Below are 18,360 nucleotides of genomic sequence, written 5' to 3' on the forward strand. Positions count from 1 at the left end.
GCCTTTAGGTCTTGACGGCATTGGCGCCGGCAAAACACGCGACCGGCGCGGAGGAATTCTTCGCTCGCATGCGACCTTGGACAACCACGATAGCGGTGCTGGCCTGGCTCTCGCTCGCCGGTAGTGCGAGTGCCGAGACGCTGCTGATCGGTGTCGCGGCGCCTTTGTCGGGGCCGTCGGCGATCCTCGGCAAGCAGATCGAGGCAGGCGCGACAATGGCGGCTGAAGCGAGTGATACCGAGATCAGGACGATCGATGACGCCTGCACGGCCGCTGGCGGCGTTGCCGCCGCGCGGGAATTCGCCGCGGCCAAGGTCAAGGTCGTCATCGGTTTTCTGTGCACCGACGCAATCGAGGCGGCTCTGCCGATCCTCAAGGATGCCGACATCCCGGTGATCACCGTCGGCGTGCGCACGGAAAGCCTGACCGACCGGCGCGCCAAGACGGGATGGCCGATCTATCGTCTCGGGCCGCGCGGCGACGACGAGCGCAATGCCGTCGCCGCCACCCTCACCCGCCTATGGCAGAACGAGCTGTTCGCTATCGTCGACGATGGCACGATCTATGGCCGCGAAATGGCCGAGACGTTTCGGTCTGCCGCCGAGCAGGCGGCATTGAAGCCAGTGTTCGTCGACACGTTCCGGCCGCAGCTCGACAACCAGATCGGCCTGATCGGCCGACTGAAGAAAGCCGGCGCAACGCATGTCTTTGCCGGTGGTGACGGCGATGATGTCGCCATTATGGGCCGCGACGCCGGCCAGCTCGATACCGGCATGGTGTTTGCCGGCGGTGAAGCGCTGCGCGCGCCGCTCGGCGACGTGCCTTACGCCGTCGGCACGCTAATGATCGCGCCGCCCGAATGGGTTGACGTCGCCGACCCCAAGGTGCTGCAAAGCTTTGTCGCACAAAACATCGTGCCGGATGGTTATACGGTTCCCGCCTATGCCGCGGTCGAGATCGCCCGCGAGGCCTTTGCGGCTTCCGAAACCTCCGGCAAAAGCCTGGCTGACCTGCTTACTGGACATGACTTCACTACGGCGATCGGGCCGATCCGCTTTGACGAGAAAGGCGACCTGACGCAAAATCCTTATCGCGCCTACCGTTTCGACGGCGGCCGTTTCGTGCGGGCGGAGAGCCAATAATGTTCCATACCGGTCCGCGCAATCTCATCACCGACGTTGCCGGCTTGCGGGTTGGCAATGCGGCGAATGCCAAGCTGAAATCCGGTGTGACCACTGTCATCTGCGACGAACCGGCCGTGGCCGGCGTGCAAATCCTGGGCGGTGCGCCGGGCACCCGCGAAACCGACCTGCTCGAGCCGCACAATTCAATCCATGCCATCCACGCCGTGGTGCTTTCGGGCGGTTCGGCCTTTGGCCTCGACGCCGCGTCGGGGGTACAGGCGGCATTGCGCGAAAGAGGCATCGGCGTCGAGGTCGGCGGCTTTCGCGTGCCGATCGTGCCGGCGGCGATCCTGTTCGACCTGCGCAATGGCGGCGACAAGGATTGGGGCCGGTATCCGCCTTACCGCGACCTCGGCTACGAAGCCGCGCAAGCCGCCGCGATAGACTTTGCGCTCGGCACCGCCGGCGCGGGTGCCGGCGCGCTGAGCTCCGGTCTGAAGGGCGGGCTCGGCTCGGCCTCGACAATGCTGGACAGCGGCGTCACCATCGGCGCGCTCGCCGCCGTCAACCCGACCGGCTCGGTGACGGTCGCCGGGACCCGCCATTTCTGGGCGGCACCGTTCGAGATCGGCGACGAGTTCGGCGGCTTAGGCTATCCCCACCCGATGCCTCACGGTGCCAGAAAGATCCTGCTGAAGTTCCGTGACAAGCATGCCGCAGAGCAGGCGGAAACCGGCGCCAACACGACCATCGCCGTGATCGCCACTGATGCGGTCCTCACCAAGGCCGCCGCCAAACGCCTGGCGATATCAGCGCATGACGGCTTTGTCCGTGCCATTTGGCCGACGCACACGCCCGCCGACGGCGATCTGGTCTTCGCGCTGGCAACGGGCAAGAGCGGCATCGAGCTCGGGCCCAACGATGCAATCGATCTCTACGCAGCTGCCGGCGCGACGATGGCGCGCGCCATCAGCCGCGGCGTCTTTGCCGCGACGCCGGCCGAGGGCGATCTCTTCCCGGTCTGGTCGTCGCGCTGAACGCGCCAACGCTGTGGTCGGGCGACCGATCAGGTGGGGTCGGATTTTTCTTCCTCGAACGTGACCGCAACATCCGAGTTTGCCGACAGGCGCACCTTCTGGCCCTCGACCTCGGCGACGAGGCTGAGAGGAATGAAGTGGTGATGGCCCCTGTGAGCGCCCTCGCCGCTGTCGCGCTTGGTCAGCTTGATGCGATCCCCGTCGACCTTGTCGACGGTGCCGACATGGACGCCGTCGGCGCCGATCACTTCCATACGTTCGCGGATCTTGGCTGCATCGGTCATGGGGGTCTCCCTTAGGGCGCCGCGCGTCCTTTGGACGCGCAAAGGATGCTCTAAACATTTTGAATCAATGCATCGTGCCCTTCCGAAAATCGATTCTGATTTTCGGAAGGCACGATGCGATGAAGCTGCCGACAATAACAAACGACAGCCGGATTGGATGCATCGACTTCGTGTTTCAGTTAGCACGATCTTTTGACAGCATCGTGATAGGGAATTTAACGACGTCGACTGCCTGAACGGAAAGCCCCATGCGAAATCTTGCCCTGTTTGCCGTCTGCCTGTTCGCCCAGCTTGCAACTTTGGTCGCCGCCTACGCAGGCGATGTCGCCGAGCTTGAGATCCTCGGCTTCAGCAGTGACGGCGGCATCTTCGCCTTCGAAGAATATGGCGTCCAGGACGGATCGGGATTCCCGTATGCCAACCGCTATTACATCAACACGGCCGACGACAATTTTCTCAAGGGCTCGCCGATCCGTATCCGGCTCGACCACGAGAATGCCACCGTGGACGCAGCGCGGCTGCAGGCCCGGCAAAAGGGCGAAGCGATCGTCAGTCAGGCGGAAGTCACGGCAAATCGCGGCATCACCGCCGGCTTCAACCCGGTGACCGAGCTTTCTGCCGACCCCTTCCGCATGGTGGTCAATCCGCGCCCGATCTTTTCGCCGGTCGACGAACCGCTCGAGTTCCGGCTCGACCAGATCGGCATGAACGACACCGAACGCTGCCAGAGCCAGGGCGAGATCAAGGGCTTTCGCCTGCTGCGCATCGAAGCGAGAGACGGCAGCCTGACGAGGATTATTCACGAGGACAAATCGATCCCGCAAAGCAGAGGCTGTCCGAATGGGTACCAGATCGGCGCGGTCCAGACATTTTCGCTGGATAGCCTCAGCGCCTATGCCGTGCTGATCGCGGTGCGCCAATACGGCTTCGAAGGGCCGGACTATCGCTGGATCGCGGTAACCGGTCGCCTGTGACGTTCCCCGCCATGCGCTATCGCGCTCTGCGCCGTCTCCGCCGCTCCTTGCCGCCGCTGCGCACCGCTTTTGTCGGTGCCTTGTTGTGGGCCATGGCGATGGGCGCCAGCGCGCTGCTCAATCTGCAGCTGTACGATTGGGAGACCCCGGCGAAGGTCCGCTTCGTCTCGCTGCTTTATGCTGCCGGCGGCGCGCTGGCCTTCCCGGTTGGGCTGTTTCTGGCGCGACTCGTCTCCCTCGGACGCAACTGGGAGATCGCCCTCGCTGCCGCCTTCGTCTGCCTTCTCACCGTGACTATCGCCTTCACCGGCGGCCTCTTTGGGCTGCAATACCGCTCCTACTATGTCCAATGGCATGCGCCCGCGCTCACCATCACCTGGGTTTTCCAGTTCGTGTTCACGATGTTGACGGCGCTCTACCAGTTCGTCGTCCTCGGCATCCGGCTGTATTTTCCGCTCGGTTTCATTGCGCTGGCTGTCGCCAGTGTCTGGTTTGCGCGCCAGCAACGTTGAGCATTTTGCTTGCCTCTGTTAGGACGCGGGCAAATGCTCTTGCAAGTCAGGACCGACTGATGATCCCTCGCTACTCCCGGCCGGAAATGGTGGCCATCTGGTCGCCCGAAACCCGGTTCCGCATCTGGTTCGAGATCGAGGCCTACGCCTGCGACGCATTGGCCGAGCTCGGCGTCATCCCGAAGGAGGCCGCCAAGACCATTTGGGAGAAAGGCGGGGCGGCGAAATTCGATGTCGAAGCCATCGACGAGATCGAACGCGTCACCAAGCACGACGTCATCGCCTTTCTCACCCATCTTGCCGAATTCGTCGGGCCGGATGCCCGCTTCATCCATCAGGGCATGACATCCTCCGACGTTCTCGACACCTGTTTTGCCGTGCAGCTCACCCGGGCCAGCGACATCCTCCTGGCCGACATTGACGGGCTGCTTGCGGCGCTCAAGCGCCGCGCCTTCGAGCACAAGGATACGATTACCATCGGCCGCAGCCACGGCATCCATGCCGAGCCGACCACTTTCGGCGTCAAGCTGGCGCAGGCCTATGCCGAATTCTCGCGCTGCCGCGAGAGGCTGGTGCACGCACGCGAGGACATCGCCACCTGCGCCATCTCGGGTGCGGTCGGCACCTTCGCCAATATCGACCCCTATGTCGAAGAGTACGTGGCCAAGAAACTTGGGCTGAAGCCCGAGCCGGTGTCGACGCAGGTGATCCCGCGCGACCGCCATGCGATGTTCTTCGCCACGCTCGGCGTCATCGCCTCGTCGATCGAGCGGCTGGCGATCGAGATGCGCCATCTGCAGCGCACCGAGGTACTGGAGGCGGAGGAGTATTTTTCGCCCGGACAAAAGGGCTCGTCGGCGATGCCGCACAAGCGCAACCCGGTGCTGACCGAGAACCTCACCGGCCTTGCTCGCATGGTGCGCTCCTTCGCGCTGCCGGCAATGGAGAATGTGGCGCTGTGGCACGAGCGCGACATCTCGCACTCGTCGGTCGAGCGCATGATCGGGCCCGACGCGACGGTGACGCTCGATTTCGCGCTGTCACGGCTGACCAGCGTCATCGACAAACTGCTGGTCTACCCCGACAACATGCTGAAGAACATGAACAAGTTCCGCGGCCTCGTGCATTCGCAGCGCGTGCTGCTGGCGCTGACGCAAGCCGGCATTTCGCGTGAGGAAGCCTACCGGCTGGTGCAGCGCAATGCCATGAAGGTGTGGGAGCAAGGCGCTGATTTCCTTGAGGAACTTTTGGCCGACAAGGACGTTGTTGCAGCCCTGCCTGAGGCCGAGATCCGCGAGAAATTCGACTTGGGCTATCATACCAAGCATGTCGACACGATCTTCAGCCGAGTGTTCGGAGAAGCCTGATGATTTCGGCGGCCGGAGATTTCGATTTTCTTGCCCTGCCCGGCCGCGGCAATTCCGGACCGGATCATTGGATGTCGCATTGGTGCAGGGTGCTCCCCAATTCGAGCCGCGTGCTGCAGGCAGAGTGGGACCGGCCGAAGCCTGAAGACTGGATCGGCCAGGTGGATGCTGCGGTGGCCGCCGCACCGCGCCGCATCGTGCTGCTTGCACATTCGCTGGCAGTGGCGACGGCGGTGAAGTGGGCTTCCGGGGCCAGTCAAAGCCAGCTCGACAAGGTCGCGGCGGCGTTCCTGGTCGCCGCGACCAATGTCGAGGATACCGATCCCTCATTCGACGCGGTGCGCCCGTTCGCGCCGATGCCGCTGAAGCGCCTGCCCTTCCCGGCATTGGTGGTGGCGAGCCGCAGCGACCCGCGCGTCACCTTCGACAAGGCGACCGCTTTTGCCGCAGCCTGGGGCGCGGATATCGCCGATGCCGGCGATCTCGGCCATATGGGAAACGAGGCCCGCCTGGGCGTATGGCCAGCGGGCCTGCTGATGCTAGGACGCTTACTCGAGAAGGCTAACCTCTAGCCTACGCCTTACCGGGAACCGTCCTTATCACTGTGCCCCACGGATCCTCGCGGGTAGTGTCGCTCGCGGCATTGTCCGAACGCATCTCGACCCAGGCCAGGCCGGAGCGGGAGGGATCTCGGCGACCGGCACCCGGGCTCTGCCACGCATTTGCGCCAATGTGGTGATGATAGCCGCCGGACGACAGGAACACCGCCGCGCCACCATATTTTGCCACCGTGTCGAAACCGAACTCCTGGTGCCACCATGCTTCGGCTTCTTCCGGCCTGCCGACCCGCAAATGGACGTGGCCGATAATGCTGTTTTCCGGCGCGCCCTGCCAGCCGGTGTCGCCGGCCGGCACTTCGGCAACCACCGAAGGGATGTTCAGCCGCTCCGTCGCCATCGCGATCTTGTCGCCGTTCCATTTCCAGTCCTGCGGACGGCGGTCGGCATAGATCTCGATGCCGTTGCCTTCCGGGTCGGTCAGATAAAGCGCCTCGCTGACCAGATGATCGGACGCGCCCTCGATGCCAATCTTGCCGGCGATGGCGTGATTGATCCAGCGGCCGAGATCGGCCCGACTGGGTAGTAGGAAGGCGGTGTGGAAAAGACCGGCGCTGCGCGGGTCATCCGGTTTCGCAGCCGGATCCGCTTCGATGTCGAGCAAAGGACGATTGACTGCGCCGAGCGTGATCGTGCCGCCGGAGCGGCTCAGTTCCTGCAAACCGACGACTTTGCGATAGTAGGCAGCGAGATTTTCTGCATGGCGCGCCCGCAAGCCGACGCGGGCAACGCTGACCGGGGTCGTCGCGGCAAAAGGCAGTTCGCTCATCAAAGTGCTCCGTTCAGGCGGCGCTCGACAAGCTTCCAACAGAGGAACCCGGCGCCATCAATCATTCTACGCCGTGTCCGTGCCAAAATCTCGGAACAGCCATTCTTTCCTGGCGACAGATCGTCGATCGCGATCGTTCACACAAGAGCGCAAGAAGCGAACATGGTGTTCACAATAGCGAGCAGAACCGGGCTCGTGAGAGGCCGTTTGCGTGTCGCTGTTGAGTTTATACCCGGTTGCACCCGACAGCGCCTCTCGCTACATGCGCGCCATGAAAGTCAGGGAAGCAGATATTCTCATCGTGCCGGGCTACACCAATTCCGGCCCCGATCATTGGCAGAGCCGCTGGCAGTCGAAACTATCGACAGCGCGCCGCGTCGAACAGGCGGAATGGTCGAAGCCGGTGCGCGAGGATTGGACGGCCGGTGTCGCCAAGGCGGTTAACGAGGCCGAGCGGCCGGTCGTCATCGTCGCCCATTCGCTTGGCGTCGCCGCGGTCATCCAGGCCTTGTCTCGGTTCGAGCGGCCGGTCGCCGGCGCTTTTTTCGTGGCGCCGCCCGATGTCGCCAATCCAAAGATAAAGCCGAGGCACCTGATGACCTTCGGTCCCTATCCGCGTGACCCGCTGCCGTTTCCGTCGGTGGTGATCGCCAGCCGCAACGACCCGTTCTGCGCCTTCGGCGTCGCCGAGGACATTGCCGCGGCTTGGGGCTCGCTGTTCATCGACGCCGGCGATGCCGGCCATCTCAACGCGGATTCCGGCTTTGGCCCCTGGCCCGAAGGGTCGATGACGTTCGCGAAATTCCTGACGGATCTCTAGGAAGCGATTGAACCCCTGACGCTGCTCAGCAGGGTCTTTGCCCCAAGCGAAATCAGCGAATGCTCGGAACCCATCGCCAGCAGCCGGTAACCCATCGACACCACGCGACCGGCGATGGCCGGTTCCATCACATAGATCGCCGCATGCTTGCCGGCTTTGCGGGTGCGCTCGGCGATCGAGGCGACGGTCTCCATCATGCTCTCCAGCGTCGAACTGACGGTGGTTCCCTTCGACCAGGCGATCGAGAAATCCGACGGGCCGAGGAAGATCCCGTCGATACCCGGCGTGTCGAGAATGCCGTCGAGTGCATCAAGCGCGGCGCGCGTTTCGACCATGGCGAACGCCATGGTGCGCTGGTTACTGTCGCGCAGCCAGTCGGCATAATCGCCCTTGCCATGGCGCGGAAAGGCATAGGTCGGCCCCCAGGAGCGCTCGCCGAGTGGCGGGTATTTCATGGCGGCGGCAAACAGCTTTGCGTCCGCCACCGAATTCACCATCGGGGCGATCACAGCCTCGGCGCCGAAGTCGAGCGCGCGGCTGGCCATGTCGAAGCGGCCGACCGGGATGCGCACCAGCGCCGGCTTGTTGGCCGCCAGCACCGGCACAAGCCCGCGCAGCACGCTGTCCTCGTGATGGCCACCATGCTGCATGTCGAGCGTAACCGCGTCGAACCCTTGTCTGGCCAATATCTCGACAGTCAGGGCATCCGGCACGCCGGACCATGCGGTGAACAGCGTCTCGTCGGCCGCCAGGCGTGACTTCAGGGACATTGGTGATTTCCTCTTTGCTTGCAGCAATTCAGCCGGAAATGACCGCAAAGGCAAAGAAAAACCGCCCGGTTAGGCCGGGCGGTCGATTGGTCCAGCATTCGATCGATGTCGGTGGAAGGATCAGGTGTTCTTGATCTGCTCAATCGCCTGCGCCATCAATTCATCCATGGTGCGGCGGATCTGATGGTCCGACTGATCGATGCCGGCCGCATCGAAATCCTTGCGTATCTTGCGGAAGACGTCGTGATCGCCGGCTTCCTCGATGTCGCTGACGACCACTTCCCTGGCATAAGCGTCGGCATCGGCGCCGGATTTGCCGAGCTTTTCGGCAGCCCACAGGCCGAGCGCTCTATTGCGGCGTGCCGCAGCCTTGAACCGAAGTTCCTCGTCGAATGCGAATTTGCGCTCGAAGCCCTCTTCGCGGTCTTTCATGCTGCTCATGGCATCCCTCCGTGAAATCCGATTCGTTGTGCCAATATGTGTTGCCGGAGCACAAACCAAAAGGGCGCCGGCCGGTCAATATGCTACATTGCTTGCTGCGCTGCGGCATTTCGGTCCCCGAAAGCGGTTGGTTGAAAGGATTTGCCGATTGAGCAAACAGTGCGATTGGGATAGACACCGGCATTGAACCCCACCGTCGCCATCTTATTTTAGGCAGACGGACAGGAACTGGTCGCTTGCCGCCTGCCCGCAAATCCAGAGAAAAATCAGATGAAAAATCGCCGCCGCATTTATGAAGGCAAGGCCAAGATCCTTTATGAGGGACCGGAGCCTGGCACGCTGATCCAGTTCTTCAAGGACGACGCCACCGCTTTCAACAAGAAGAAGCATGAAATCGTCGATGGCAAAGGCGTGCTCAACAACCGCATTTCCGAGCACATCTTCAATCATCTCAACCGGATGGGCATTCCGACCCACTTCATCCGCCGGCTCAACATGCGCGAGCAGCTGATCAAGGAAGTCGAGATCATCCCGCTCGAAGTGGTGGTGCGCAACGTCGCCGCCGGCTCGCTGGCCAAGCGCTTGGGCATCGAGGAAGGCACCGTGCTGCCGCGCTCGATCATCGAATTCTATTACAAGGCCGATGCGCTCGACGATCCGATGGTATCGGAAGAGCACATCACCGCCTTCGGCTGGGCGAGCCCGCAGGAGATCGACGATGTCATGGCGCTGGCCATTCGCGTCAACGACTTCCTTTCCGGCCTGTTCATGGGCGTCGGGATCCAGCTCGTCGATTTCAAAATCGAATGCGGCCGCCTGTTCGAAGGCGATATGATGCGCATCGTCGTCGCCGACGAGATCTCGCCGGATTCCTGCCGGCTGTGGGACGTGGCGACCCAGGACAAACTCGACAAGGACCGCTTCCGCCGCGACATGGGCGGGCTCGTCGAAGCCTATCAGGAAGTTGCCCGCCGCCTCGGCATCATGAACGAGAACGAACCGCCGCGCCCTGCCGGACCGGTGCTCGTCGCATCGACCGACGGTGTCAAAGGCAAGCCGCACTGACGGCTTGCCCGCTCAACAGGTGAACAGGAGCATGTCCAGCGTGATCAAGGCCCGCATTACCGTAACCCTCAAGAACGGCGTGCTCGACCCACAAGGCAAGGCAATCGAGCATGCGCTTTCCGGAATGGGTTTCGGCGGCGTCGGCCAGGTGCGGCAAGGCAAGGTTTTCGATATCGAGCTTGCCGAGGGCGACAAGGCCAAGGCCGAGGCCGATCTGAAAGCTATGTGCGACAAGCTTCTGGCGAATACGGTGATTGAGAATTACGCGGTGGAGATCGGCTGAGCTTGTCGAAAGACATCCAGATATCGAAGTTCATGAGTCTTGTTTTACGCCATGCTCCCAATGAAGCGGGGCTGACTTTGGATGAGAACGGTTGGACTGATTTCAACAAACTTTGCGCGGCGATTCAGGCGAAGTTCGGCACATCCGCCGCCGAGGTTGTTCGGATCATCGACGAGAACCCGAAAAAGCGCTTTGCAATCGACGGTGATCGTGTCCGTGCGGTTCAAGGCCACAGTGTCGAGATTGATCTCGGCCTGTCGCCATCAATTCCTCCAACAGTCTTATATCACGGCACCAAGGAAGAGTTTCTCCCCAGCATCTTACGAGAAGGCTTGATCAGCCAGTCTCGGCAGCACGTTCATTTGTCAAAAGACATTGAAACAGCTGTGATCGTCGCACAGCGCCGCAAGGGGAGAAGTGTTATCCTGCGGATCGACTCGGAAAACATGGCCAAAAACGGCGCCTTATTTTTTCTTTCCGAAAATGGCGTCTGGCTGACCAGCCATGTTTTGCCGCGATATCTGTTCCAACTCAACGAGCATGAATTCTCATGAAATCAGCCGTCGTCCTGCTCCCCGGCCTTAATCGCGACCGTGACATGATCGCGGCGCTGACCAAGATTTCCGGCACGCCGCCGGTCACCGTCTGGCAGACCGACACTGAAATTCCCGACGTCGACCTGATCGCCATTCCCGGCGGCTTTTCCTTTGGCGATTATCTGCGCTGCGGCGCTATTGCCGCGCGCATGCCGGTAATGCGGGCTGTGGCCGAAAAGGCGGCCAAGGGCGTCACGGTCATCGGCGTCTGCAACGGCTTCCAGATCCTGGTCGAGGCCGGCCTGTTGCCGGGTGCATTGATGCGCAACACCTCGCTGAAATTCGTCTGCCGGCAAGTCAAGCTGCAGATCGCCAATGCCAACTCGATGTTCACCAGCCGCTATCAGCCGGGCCAGGTCATCCGCGCGCCGGTGGCGCATCATGACGGCAATTATTTTGCCGATGCCGAAACGCTGGCCCGCCTCGAAGGCGAAGGCCAGGTGGTGTTCCGCTACGCCGAAGGCACCAATCCCAACGGCTCGATCAACGACATTGCCGGCATCGTCAACGGCCGTGGCAATGTGCTCGGCCTGATGCCGCATCCCGAGAACCTGATTGAAGCGGCGCATGGCGGCAGCGACGGCCGGGCGCTGTTCGAAAGCGCGCTGGGCATCGCCGCTTGATGCATTCAATCTTCCTCCTGGAGCGACGGTCATGAAACTCTATTCGCGACCGCTGTCGCCCTATTCGTCGATCGTGCGGGCGCTGGCCTACATCAAGAACGTGCCGCTCAAGGTCATTGCACCGCCGCCTGGGTTTCCCATTCCCGAGGCATTCCGTGCCATCTCCCCGCTCAACCGGATTCCAGTGCTGATCACCGGCTCGGGCGAAACGATCGTCGAATCCGTGGTCATTGCCGAATATCTGGAGGAGCGCTTTCCCGAGCCAGCGCTGCTGCCCAAGGATTCGAAAGACCGGGCGTTGGTGCGCATGTTCGCCCGCATCACCGACCTTGACGTGCTCGCCCCAACGATGAAGCTGTTCGAGCTCTATTTCGTGCCGCAGCGCAACGAGGCGGAGATCAAGGCACAGTTCGCCCGATTGCATCACGGGCTTGCGGCAATCGAGGCCCGCATGGCGCATGGCCCGTTCGCGCTCGGCGACGACATCTCCTTCGCCGATGCGTGGCTGACGCCGACCCGCTTCGTCTTCAACAATTTCAGGGCGACGATCGGCCGCCCCGACCTGCTTGACGCCTATCCGAAATTCGATGCCTATGAGCAAATCGCCTTGCAGCATCCGGCGCTGTCGCGCGTCTGGGGTGAGATGACAGACGGTCTGAAGATCTTTCTGTCCGAACTCGAGATGGGCGCCGCTTGACCATGCGATTGACACTCGCCCGCCTCGCCGTCGCTACTGCCGCCGGGCTTGTACTCGCCTCATGCCAGTCAAGCCCGAAGAGCACGCCGGCGCCGGCGGGCAAGAGCGCGTCACTGCTTGCCATGGAGCAGGTGGCAATAGCTGCCCACAAATGCTGGATCGCCAGCAAGGACCCTGCCTTCAAGTCCTATCAGATGGCCAACGAGCTGAATTCGTTCAGCGGCACGCCGCGCTTCCTGCTGGTGCCGGCCAAACATTATGGCGGAAAGCCGTTGCTGGTCGTGCAGGCGCAAGGCAATTCGAGCCGCGTCGACGTGTTCGGCCCATTGATGGCGGAACCGCTCGGCGGCCGCATCGGCTCGGACATTGCCCGCTGGCAGGCGGGCAATCCGGCCTGTGGCGCTGCTGCCTAGCCCAATGGGTCGCTTGCTGCAGATCACCGGTCTGGTCGTCGGCCTGGCCGGGCTCGTCCTGCAGCTCTGCATCACCGTCCCGGCATCAATGGAAGCCGGCCGCGGCTTTGTCGGCTCGCTGGTCTTCTATTTCAGCTTCTTCACCATCCTGACCAACATCGGCGCGGTGCTCGTCCATGCCTCGTTGCTGTCGTCGACGGGTTATGCCTGGTTTCCGGCCTTGCCGGGCCACGGATACGGGCGGGCGTAGCCGTCGCCATAAGCCTGGTCCTCATTATCTATGCCACGGTCCTGGCGCAGCTTTGGCAGCCGCAAGGGCTGTTCCTGCTCTGCGACGTGCTCCTGCACTATGTGACGCCGGTGGTGTTCGTGCTGTGGTGGCTTGTGGCGGGCGCCGACGGCTCGACGCGATGGCGTGACATCTCGTGGTGGATGATCTATCCGATCGCCTATCTGGCCTACGCGCTGCTGCGGGCGCCGATCGTCGGCGAAGTACCCTATCCATTCCTCGACGTCTCCAAACACGGGGCGGCCAGCGTCGCCGTCTCGGCTCTGGCCATCACCGGGCATTTTCTGGTTCTGTGTATCGTGGCCGTGCTTGTGGACCACGGCGTATCGAGGCTCAGGGCGGCGGGCGTCCGCTAAAGTGCGGTGCCTCAACCCTCAGTCCCAGAACGGCCTGAGGCCCTCACGATGGGCATCACAACGCGTAATGCCTATGTCCTTGAGCTGGTCGTCGGTCATCTCGAGCAGGACCAGCCGGCTGCGCCGACGATCCATTAGCCTGCCAATCCATCTCGCGAAGGATCCGAGCGTACGCACCAGCCGACTAACATAGGTTGGCCGGCCTAACGGAGGCGCCACCTGCATCTGCAATTCAGCCCTAACGGAGCGGATTGTCTCTATTGTAGCCATTTTTTTTCTGCCAAAACTTCGGATTGTACCCTTCTCGCCGCCGATCTGATATGTATTGACTCACATCCTGGTGCAATGTAAAAAATTGTCACCATGACAACTTGGCTGCCAGATCTTACCGCGGGTACCGGCCCGCTCTATCAGCGGCTTGCCGATTCCATCGAGACGGACATCGACCGCGGCCTGATCGGTGCAGGGGCAAAGCTGCCGCCGCAGCGCGATCTGGCATACGACATCGGCACGACCGTCGGCACGGTCGGCAGGGCCTATCAATTGCTGCGCGAGCGGGGATTGGTCAGCGGCGAGGTGGGCCGCGGAACCTATGTTCTCGCTCAGCAGTCGGAAAGCGCAAAGCCGGATTTCCTGGAGCCGGTCGAACAAGGCACGCGCTATATGGATGCGCCCGGCGACAAGATGCGCTTCGATAGCACCGCCGCACCGGATGTCGGCCAGGGTGCCATCGTCGCCGATGTGTTGACACGCACGGCGCAAGACCATCCGCATGAGATTTCAAGCTACACGCGTGATTTCCCGGACCGCTGGTTCGAGGCCGGCAGGCGCTGGCTGTCGCGCAATTCCTATCGCCCGGCGGCGGATGCCATTGTCCCCACGCTCGGCACCCACGCCGCGGTGATGGCAACAATTGCGGGGCTCACCGCCCCCGGCGACTATGTCGTCTTCGAGCACCTCACCTATTCGCAGATCTCCCGCAGCGCCGGCCTGATCGGTCGCCGGACCGCACTGGTGGCGGCTGACGACGAGGGCATCGATCCCCAGGATTTCGAGCGCGTCTGCGCACAAAAGCACCCGAAGATGATGTTTTTGATGCCGACGGCCAAGAACCCGACGCTGACAACGCTGTCGGCATCGCGCCGCGAGGCAATCGCGCATGTCGCCCGTCAATATAACGTCGTCTTGATCGAGGACGATCTCTATGGCGGACTGACCGACGACCCGACGCCTTTACTGGCCGAATATGCTCCCGAACGGACCATCGTTGCCGGCGGCCTGTCGAAATCGGTCGCGGCGGGTGTTCGCGGCGGTTGGCTCGCTTGCCCGCCGGCCTATCGTCACCGCATCCGGGTTGCCCATAAGATGATGACGGGCGGCCTGCCCTTTCTGCTGGCGGAGGTGGGCAGCCGGCTGGTGTTGTCCGGTCAGGCCGCCGAGATGCGCAAGCGCAGCATTGCCGAGATCGGTGCGCGCATCGCGATCGTGCGCGAGACACTCGACGGCTTCGACTTCAAGGCGCTGGATAATGTGCCGTTCGTCTGGCTCACTTTGCCGGACCCATGGCTTTCCGGCACTTTCAAACAGGCTTGCCTCGAACATGGCGTGCTCATCGACGACGAGGACGAGTTCAAGGCGGGGCGTTCCGAACAGGCCTTTCACGGCGTGCGGTTTGGCATCTCGCAGCCGCGACAGCGGGACGATATTGCGCACGGCGTCGCTGTGATCCGGCGGCTTCTGGACGAAGGCCGCGCCGGCTACGACAGCTTTTCCTGAACCGGCTTGAAACCGGCGGGTCGAGTGGCGATCTTCCGCTACTTGCGGCAAGCTGTTGCTTTCCGTCGTTTTAGTCATCCGACGGGGTGTATCGGCTGCAAAGCTTGCGATAAGACGGGACTCGATCCCAAGGACACAAATTGCCGATCATGACCATTTCCAATTCCGTGCCGATCACTCCGGAACTCATTGCCGCGCACGGGCTGAAGCCCGACGAGTACCAACGCATCCTCGACCTGGTCGGGCGCGAGCCGAGCTTTACCGAACTCGGTATTTTTTCCGCGATGTGGAACGAGCATTGTTCCTACAAATCCTCGAAAAAATGGCTTCGTACGCTGCCGACCACCGGGCCGCAAGTCATCCAGGGCCCGGGCGAGAATGCCGGCGTGGTCGACATCGGCGACGGCGACTGCGTCGTCTTCAAGATGGAGAGCCATAACCATCCCTCCTATATCGAGCCTTATCAGGGAGCGGCGACCGGCGTCGGCGGCATCCTGCGCGATGTCTTCACCATGGGCGCGCGGCCGATCGCGGCGATGAACGCGCTGCGCTTCGGTGCGCCGGATCATCCCAAAACCAGGCACCTCGTTGCCGGCGTCGTTTCCGGCGTCGGTGGCTATGGCAATTCCTTCGGCGTGCCGACGGTCGGCGGCGAGGTCAATTTCGACGCCCGCTACAATGGCAATATCCTGGTCAATGCGTTTGCCGCGGGCCTCGCGAAGACGGACGCAATCTTTTTGTCCGAGGCCAAGGGCGTCGGCCTGCCGGTCGTCTATCTCGGCGCCAAGACCGGTCGCGACGGCGTCGGCGGCGCCACCATGGCCTCGGCCGAATTCGACGACAAGATCGACGAGAAGCGGCCCACGGTCCAGGTTGGCGATCCCTTCACCGAAAAATGCCTGCTCGAAGCCTGCCTCGAACTGATGGCGTCCGGCGCCGTTATTGCCATCCAGGACATGGGTGCCGCTGGTCTCACCTGCTCGGCGGTCGAAATGGGCGCCAAGGGCGACCTCGGCATTGAGCTCGATCTCGACAAGGTGCCGGTGCGTGAAGAGCGCATGAGCGCTTATGAGATGATGCTTTCGGAGAGCCAGGAGCGCATGCTGATGGTGCTGCGCCCCGAAAAGGAAAAACAGGCCGAGGCGATCTTCCACAAATGGGGCCTCGACTTTGCCATCGTCGGCAAGACCACCGACGATCTGCGCTTCCGCGTGCTGCACCAGGGCGACGAGGTCGCCAACCTGCCGATCAAGGATCTCGGCGACCAGGCGCCGGAATATGACCGTCCCTGGGTCGAGCCGAAGAAGCCGGCGCCATTGGGCGCCGGCGATGCACCGCAAACCGATGTGGCCGAGGCTTTGCTGAAGCTGCTTGGCGGGCCGGACCTGTCCTCGCGCCGCTGGGTGTGGGAGCAGTACGACACGCTGATCCAAGGCAATTCGTTGCAGCTTCCCGGCGGCGATGCCGGCGTCGTGCGGATCGACGGTCATCCGACCAAGGCGCTCGCCTTCTCCTCCGACGTGACGCCGCGCTATTGCGAGGCCGACCCCTACGAGGGAGGCAAGCAGGCGGTGGCCGAATGCTGGCGCAATCTTACCGCCACCGGTGCCTTGCCGCTCGCGGCCACCGACAACCTTAATTTCGGCAATCCGGAACGGCCGGAGATCATGGGTCAGTTGGTCGGCGCGGTGAAAGGTATTGGCGATGCCTGCAGGGCGCTGGGCTTCCCGATCGTCTCCGGCAACGTCTCGCTCTACAATGAGACCAACGGCCAAGGCATACTGCCGACACCAACCATCGGCGGCGTCGGGCTGATTGCCGATTGGTCGAAAATGGTGCGGATCGGCTTTGCCGCCGAAGGCCAGATGATCGTGCTGGTCGGCGCACCGACCATGTGGGGCACGCATCTTGGCCAATCGGTCTATATGCGCGACATCCATGGCCGTGCCGACGGCCCGCCGCCGCCCGTCGATCTCGATCACGAAAAGCGCGTCGGTGACCATGTGCGGGCGCTGATTGCGTCGGGCGTCGTTACCGCGGCGCATGACGTTTCCGATGGCGGCATCGCGGTGGCGTTGGCCGAGATGGCGATGGCCTCCGGCATCGGCGCGACCATCCCCGGCCTGATCGGCACCGATCCGATCCCGGTCTGGTTCGGCGAGGATCAGGGCCGCTATCTGCTGACGCTGTCGATCGACCCGCAGAGCGAGGCGTGGGATGCCATTCGCGAACAGCAAAGCAAGCTCGGCATTTTTGCACCGTGGATCGGCTCGACCGGCGGCAGCGAACTGAAGCTGGGCGAGGCACGTGCGATACCGGTCAGTGAATTGACCGCTGCCCACGAATCCTGGTTCCCTCGCTTCATGGCAAATGAGGTCGTGGACCCGTGATGTGATCGAGTGGAGCCGTTTCACTGTGGTTCATCCGCCGTTTCGACCATATCTATGAGTTCACGACCTGAACAAGGAATCCTCGCATGGCAATGGACGCCCACGACATCGAACGGCTGATCAAGGAAGGCATTCCGGACGCCAAGGTGACGATTCGCGACCTGGCCGGCGATGGCGACCATTATGCGGCGGAGGTGGTGGCCGAAAGCTTTCGCGGCAAAAGCCGCGTCCAGCAGCACCAGATGGTCTATGACGCGCTGAAGGGCAACATGGGCGGCGTGCTGCACGCGCTTGCCCTGCAGACCAGCGTGCCGGACTAAACTCCCGTCCAGTTACCGGCTCGCAAGCGCCTTGCCGGTCACGGCAATGATCGGCCCGGCCGGATAGTTTCCACCAACAATCATCCGCTCGCCATTCGACAGCGCCGACACGACCCCGTCGAAGAAAAGCGCATTGGGGCAATTGAGCGCATCTCGAAACAGCCGTGCGAAGCTGCCGAGGCTGACTTGAGAGCGCGAGATCGCCAGCACGACGGTGTTTTCGTCAAGCACGCCGACGCCGTTGCGGATATAGCGCGATGTGCCGTCCTGCTCGAAACGGGGATGAAGCCGGCCGTCGATCACCAGCATCGGGCCGGATTGCGTGGCGACCATCACGTCCGGCCCGGCCGCGGCATAGGCACTTGTCTCCATGACCGCCGCCTTGCCGTCCTTGCGGACCACGAATACGCCATTCGGTTTCAGGAAGAAATTGCCTTCGCTGTCGGCGACGTTGAGCGGCGCCTTCTCCCGGCCGTCTTCGACGAGAAGGCCGACTGGGGTCAGATCTTGGTGATACATGCCGGCGTTCATGGCGAGCAGCACCGGCCGGCCCTGATCCGCCATCGCCTTGTCGAATTTGTCCAGGGAACCGAAGGCCTTGCCGTCGAGGCCTACGTGGAACACACCGATGTCATAGCGGCGCAGATCGATTTCGCAGACGACGTAGGCGGCCGCCTCGAAGCTCGCGTCGCGGCACGGCGCCGGCAATTCACCGCCGACGACGAGGGGTGGCTGTCTCGGCGACCTGGCCCACCAAATCAAGGCCAGTGCGGCGAGCAGAACGGCGAGGAGGAACCCGGCGAGATATCGTCTTTTCATCGCGCCTCGGGAAAGATG

Annotated in this window: 22 protein-coding genes and 1 pseudogene; 17 read left to right on the top strand and 6 right to left on the bottom strand. The window is 62.5% G+C overall.

Annotated elements, in window-relative coordinates:
- The first annotated feature begins 68 nt into the window (after positions 1–68).
- Positions 69–1,142: a branched-chain amino acid ABC transporter substrate-binding protein gene (locus NKH89_RS15880; RefSeq protein ID WP_352909299.1), complete on the top strand. Its 1,074-nt coding sequence runs from the start codon at positions 69–71 to the stop codon at positions 1,140–1,142.
- Entirely contained in the window at positions 1,142–2,161 is a 1,020-nt protein-coding gene (locus NKH89_RS15885) for a P1 family peptidase (protein WP_352909301.1), read from the top strand. Before NKH89_RS15880 ends, NKH89_RS15885 begins: the two co-directional genes overlap by 1 nt.
- 29 nt (positions 2,162–2,190) lie before the next feature.
- Here the strand turns inward: NKH89_RS15885 and NKH89_RS15890 are convergent, their stop codons facing one another.
- The gene (locus NKH89_RS15890; protein WP_254817658.1) at positions 2,191–2,445 is read right to left on the bottom strand and encodes a DUF2171 domain-containing protein; all 255 of its coding nucleotides are present in this window, start codon (positions 2,443–2,445) and stop codon (positions 2,191–2,193) included.
- A 248-nt stretch (positions 2,446–2,693) separates the two neighbouring features.
- On the opposite strand from NKH89_RS15890, the gene NKH89_RS15895 reads away from it, so the two are divergent.
- Genes NKH89_RS15895 through NKH89_RS15910 form a run of 4 tightly spaced genes read left to right on the top strand, consistent with a single transcriptional unit; the run spans position 2,694 to position 5,870 of the window.
- Positions 2,694–3,419, top strand: coding sequence for a DUF2259 domain-containing protein (locus tag NKH89_RS15895; protein ID WP_352909303.1), 726 nt, complete (start codon positions 2,694–2,696; stop codon positions 3,417–3,419).
- 11 nt (positions 3,420–3,430) lie between these two features.
- Positions 3,431–3,931 carry a hypothetical protein gene (locus tag NKH89_RS15900; RefSeq protein WP_031193518.1) on the top strand — a complete coding sequence of 167 codons (501 nt, stop codon included), beginning with the start codon at positions 3,431–3,433 and terminating at the stop codon, positions 3,929–3,931.
- 59 nt (positions 3,932–3,990) lie between these two features.
- Positions 3,991–5,298: an adenylosuccinate lyase gene (purB, locus tag NKH89_RS15905; RefSeq protein ID WP_023717395.1), complete on the top strand. Its 1,308-nt coding sequence runs from the start codon at positions 3,991–3,993 to the stop codon at positions 5,296–5,298.
- A complete protein-coding gene (locus NKH89_RS15910; protein ID WP_023717394.1) occupies positions 5,298–5,870 on the top strand; it encodes an RBBP9/YdeN family alpha/beta hydrolase in 573 nt (190 codons plus the stop codon). The genes purB and NKH89_RS15910 overlap by 1 nt, the downstream gene beginning before the upstream one ends.
- A 1-nt stretch (position 5,871) precedes the next feature.
- On the opposite strand, the gene NKH89_RS15915 is transcribed toward NKH89_RS15910, so the two are convergent.
- Positions 5,872–6,684: a VOC family protein gene (locus tag NKH89_RS15915; protein WP_023717393.1), complete on the bottom strand. Its 813-nt coding sequence runs from the start codon at positions 6,682–6,684 to the stop codon at positions 5,872–5,874.
- A gap of 271 nt (positions 6,685–6,955) precedes the next feature.
- On the opposite strand from NKH89_RS15915, the gene NKH89_RS15920 reads away from it, so the two are divergent.
- On the top strand, positions 6,956–7,504 hold the full coding sequence (locus tag NKH89_RS15920) for an RBBP9/YdeN family alpha/beta hydrolase (RefSeq protein ID WP_023717392.1): 549 nt from the start codon (positions 6,956–6,958) through the stop codon (positions 7,502–7,504).
- Here NKH89_RS15920 and NKH89_RS15925 read toward each other — a convergent pair.
- Positions 7,501–8,274 (bottom strand): HpcH/HpaI aldolase family protein, encoded by a 774-nt coding sequence (locus NKH89_RS15925; RefSeq protein WP_023717391.1) that lies wholly within the window; start codon positions 8,272–8,274, stop codon positions 7,501–7,503. The genes NKH89_RS15920 and NKH89_RS15925 overlap by 4 nt on opposite strands.
- Positions 8,275–8,394: 120 nt before the next feature.
- A complete protein-coding gene (locus NKH89_RS15930) occupies positions 8,395–8,715 on the bottom strand; it encodes a DUF1476 domain-containing protein (protein ID WP_023674726.1) in 321 nt (106 codons plus the stop codon).
- Between the two features lie 270 nt (positions 8,716–8,985).
- Between NKH89_RS15930 and purC the strand changes: the two genes are divergently transcribed.
- From purC to NKH89_RS15965, 7 genes and pseudogenes are all read left to right on the top strand, one after another.
- Positions 8,986–9,780 carry a phosphoribosylaminoimidazolesuccinocarboxamide synthase gene (gene purC / locus NKH89_RS15935; protein ID WP_023674725.1) on the top strand — a complete coding sequence of 265 codons (795 nt, stop codon included), beginning with the start codon at positions 8,986–8,988 and terminating at the stop codon, positions 9,778–9,780.
- A gap of 40 nt (positions 9,781–9,820) precedes the next feature.
- Complete coding sequence (gene purS / locus NKH89_RS15940) at positions 9,821–10,063, top strand: phosphoribosylformylglycinamidine synthase subunit PurS (protein WP_023717389.1); 243 nt, start codon at positions 9,821–9,823, stop codon at positions 10,061–10,063.
- A complete protein-coding gene (locus tag NKH89_RS15945; RefSeq protein WP_352909353.1) occupies positions 10,060–10,617 on the top strand; it encodes an RNA 2'-phosphotransferase in 558 nt (185 codons plus the stop codon). Before purS ends, NKH89_RS15945 begins: the two co-directional genes overlap by 4 nt.
- A complete protein-coding gene (purQ, locus tag NKH89_RS15950) occupies positions 10,614–11,282 on the top strand; it encodes a phosphoribosylformylglycinamidine synthase subunit PurQ (protein WP_352817470.1) in 669 nt (222 codons plus the stop codon). Before NKH89_RS15945 ends, purQ begins: the two co-directional genes overlap by 4 nt.
- A gap of 31 nt (positions 11,283–11,313) precedes the next feature.
- The gene (locus NKH89_RS15955; protein ID WP_352477367.1) at positions 11,314–11,979 is read left to right on the top strand and encodes a glutathione S-transferase family protein; all 666 of its coding nucleotides are present in this window, start codon (positions 11,314–11,316) and stop codon (positions 11,977–11,979) included.
- A 2-nt stretch (positions 11,980–11,981) separates the two neighbouring features.
- Positions 11,982–12,392, top strand: coding sequence for a hypothetical protein (locus NKH89_RS15960; protein WP_023717385.1), 411 nt, complete (start codon positions 11,982–11,984; stop codon positions 12,390–12,392).
- A 4-nt stretch (positions 12,393–12,396) separates the two neighbouring features.
- Positions 12,397–13,037 (top strand): annotated as a pseudogene (locus NKH89_RS15965) (Pr6Pr family membrane protein).
- An 18-nt stretch (positions 13,038–13,055) separates the two neighbouring features.
- Here the strand turns inward: NKH89_RS15965 and NKH89_RS15970 are convergent.
- The gene (locus tag NKH89_RS15970) at positions 13,056–13,307 is read right to left on the bottom strand and encodes a DUF1127 domain-containing protein (RefSeq protein ID WP_352587713.1); all 252 of its coding nucleotides are present in this window, start codon (positions 13,305–13,307) and stop codon (positions 13,056–13,058) included.
- A gap of 93 nt (positions 13,308–13,400) precedes the next feature.
- Here NKH89_RS15970 and NKH89_RS15975 point away from each other — a divergent pair, with 93 nt between their 5' ends.
- The 3 genes from NKH89_RS15975 to NKH89_RS15985 all read left to right on the top strand — a co-directional run bounded on the left by NKH89_RS15975 (position 13,401) and on the right by NKH89_RS15985 (position 17,523).
- Positions 13,401–14,813 (top strand): aminotransferase-like domain-containing protein, encoded by a 1,413-nt coding sequence (locus NKH89_RS15975; protein WP_023717382.1) that lies wholly within the window; start codon positions 13,401–13,403, stop codon positions 14,811–14,813.
- 149 nt (positions 14,814–14,962) lie between these two features.
- On the top strand, positions 14,963–17,203 hold the full coding sequence (purL, locus tag NKH89_RS15980; RefSeq protein ID WP_023717381.1) for a phosphoribosylformylglycinamidine synthase subunit PurL: 2,241 nt from the start codon (positions 14,963–14,965) through the stop codon (positions 17,201–17,203).
- Between the two features lie 86 nt (positions 17,204–17,289).
- Positions 17,290–17,523 (top strand): BolA/IbaG family iron-sulfur metabolism protein, encoded by a 234-nt coding sequence (locus NKH89_RS15985; protein ID WP_023674714.1) that lies wholly within the window; start codon positions 17,290–17,292, stop codon positions 17,521–17,523.
- 12 nt (positions 17,524–17,535) lie between these two features.
- Here the strand turns inward: NKH89_RS15985 and NKH89_RS15990 are convergent, their stop codons facing one another.
- Positions 17,536–18,342, bottom strand: a complete 807-nt coding sequence (locus NKH89_RS15990; protein WP_352495801.1) for a phosphodiester glycosidase family protein — start codon at positions 18,340–18,342, stop codon at positions 17,536–17,538.
- Between the last annotated feature and the right edge of the window lie 18 nt (positions 18,343–18,360).

This window comes from Mesorhizobium sp. M0923 (assembly GCF_040319365.1).
Classification (GTDB): domain Bacteria; phylum Pseudomonadota; class Alphaproteobacteria; order Rhizobiales; family Rhizobiaceae; genus Mesorhizobium.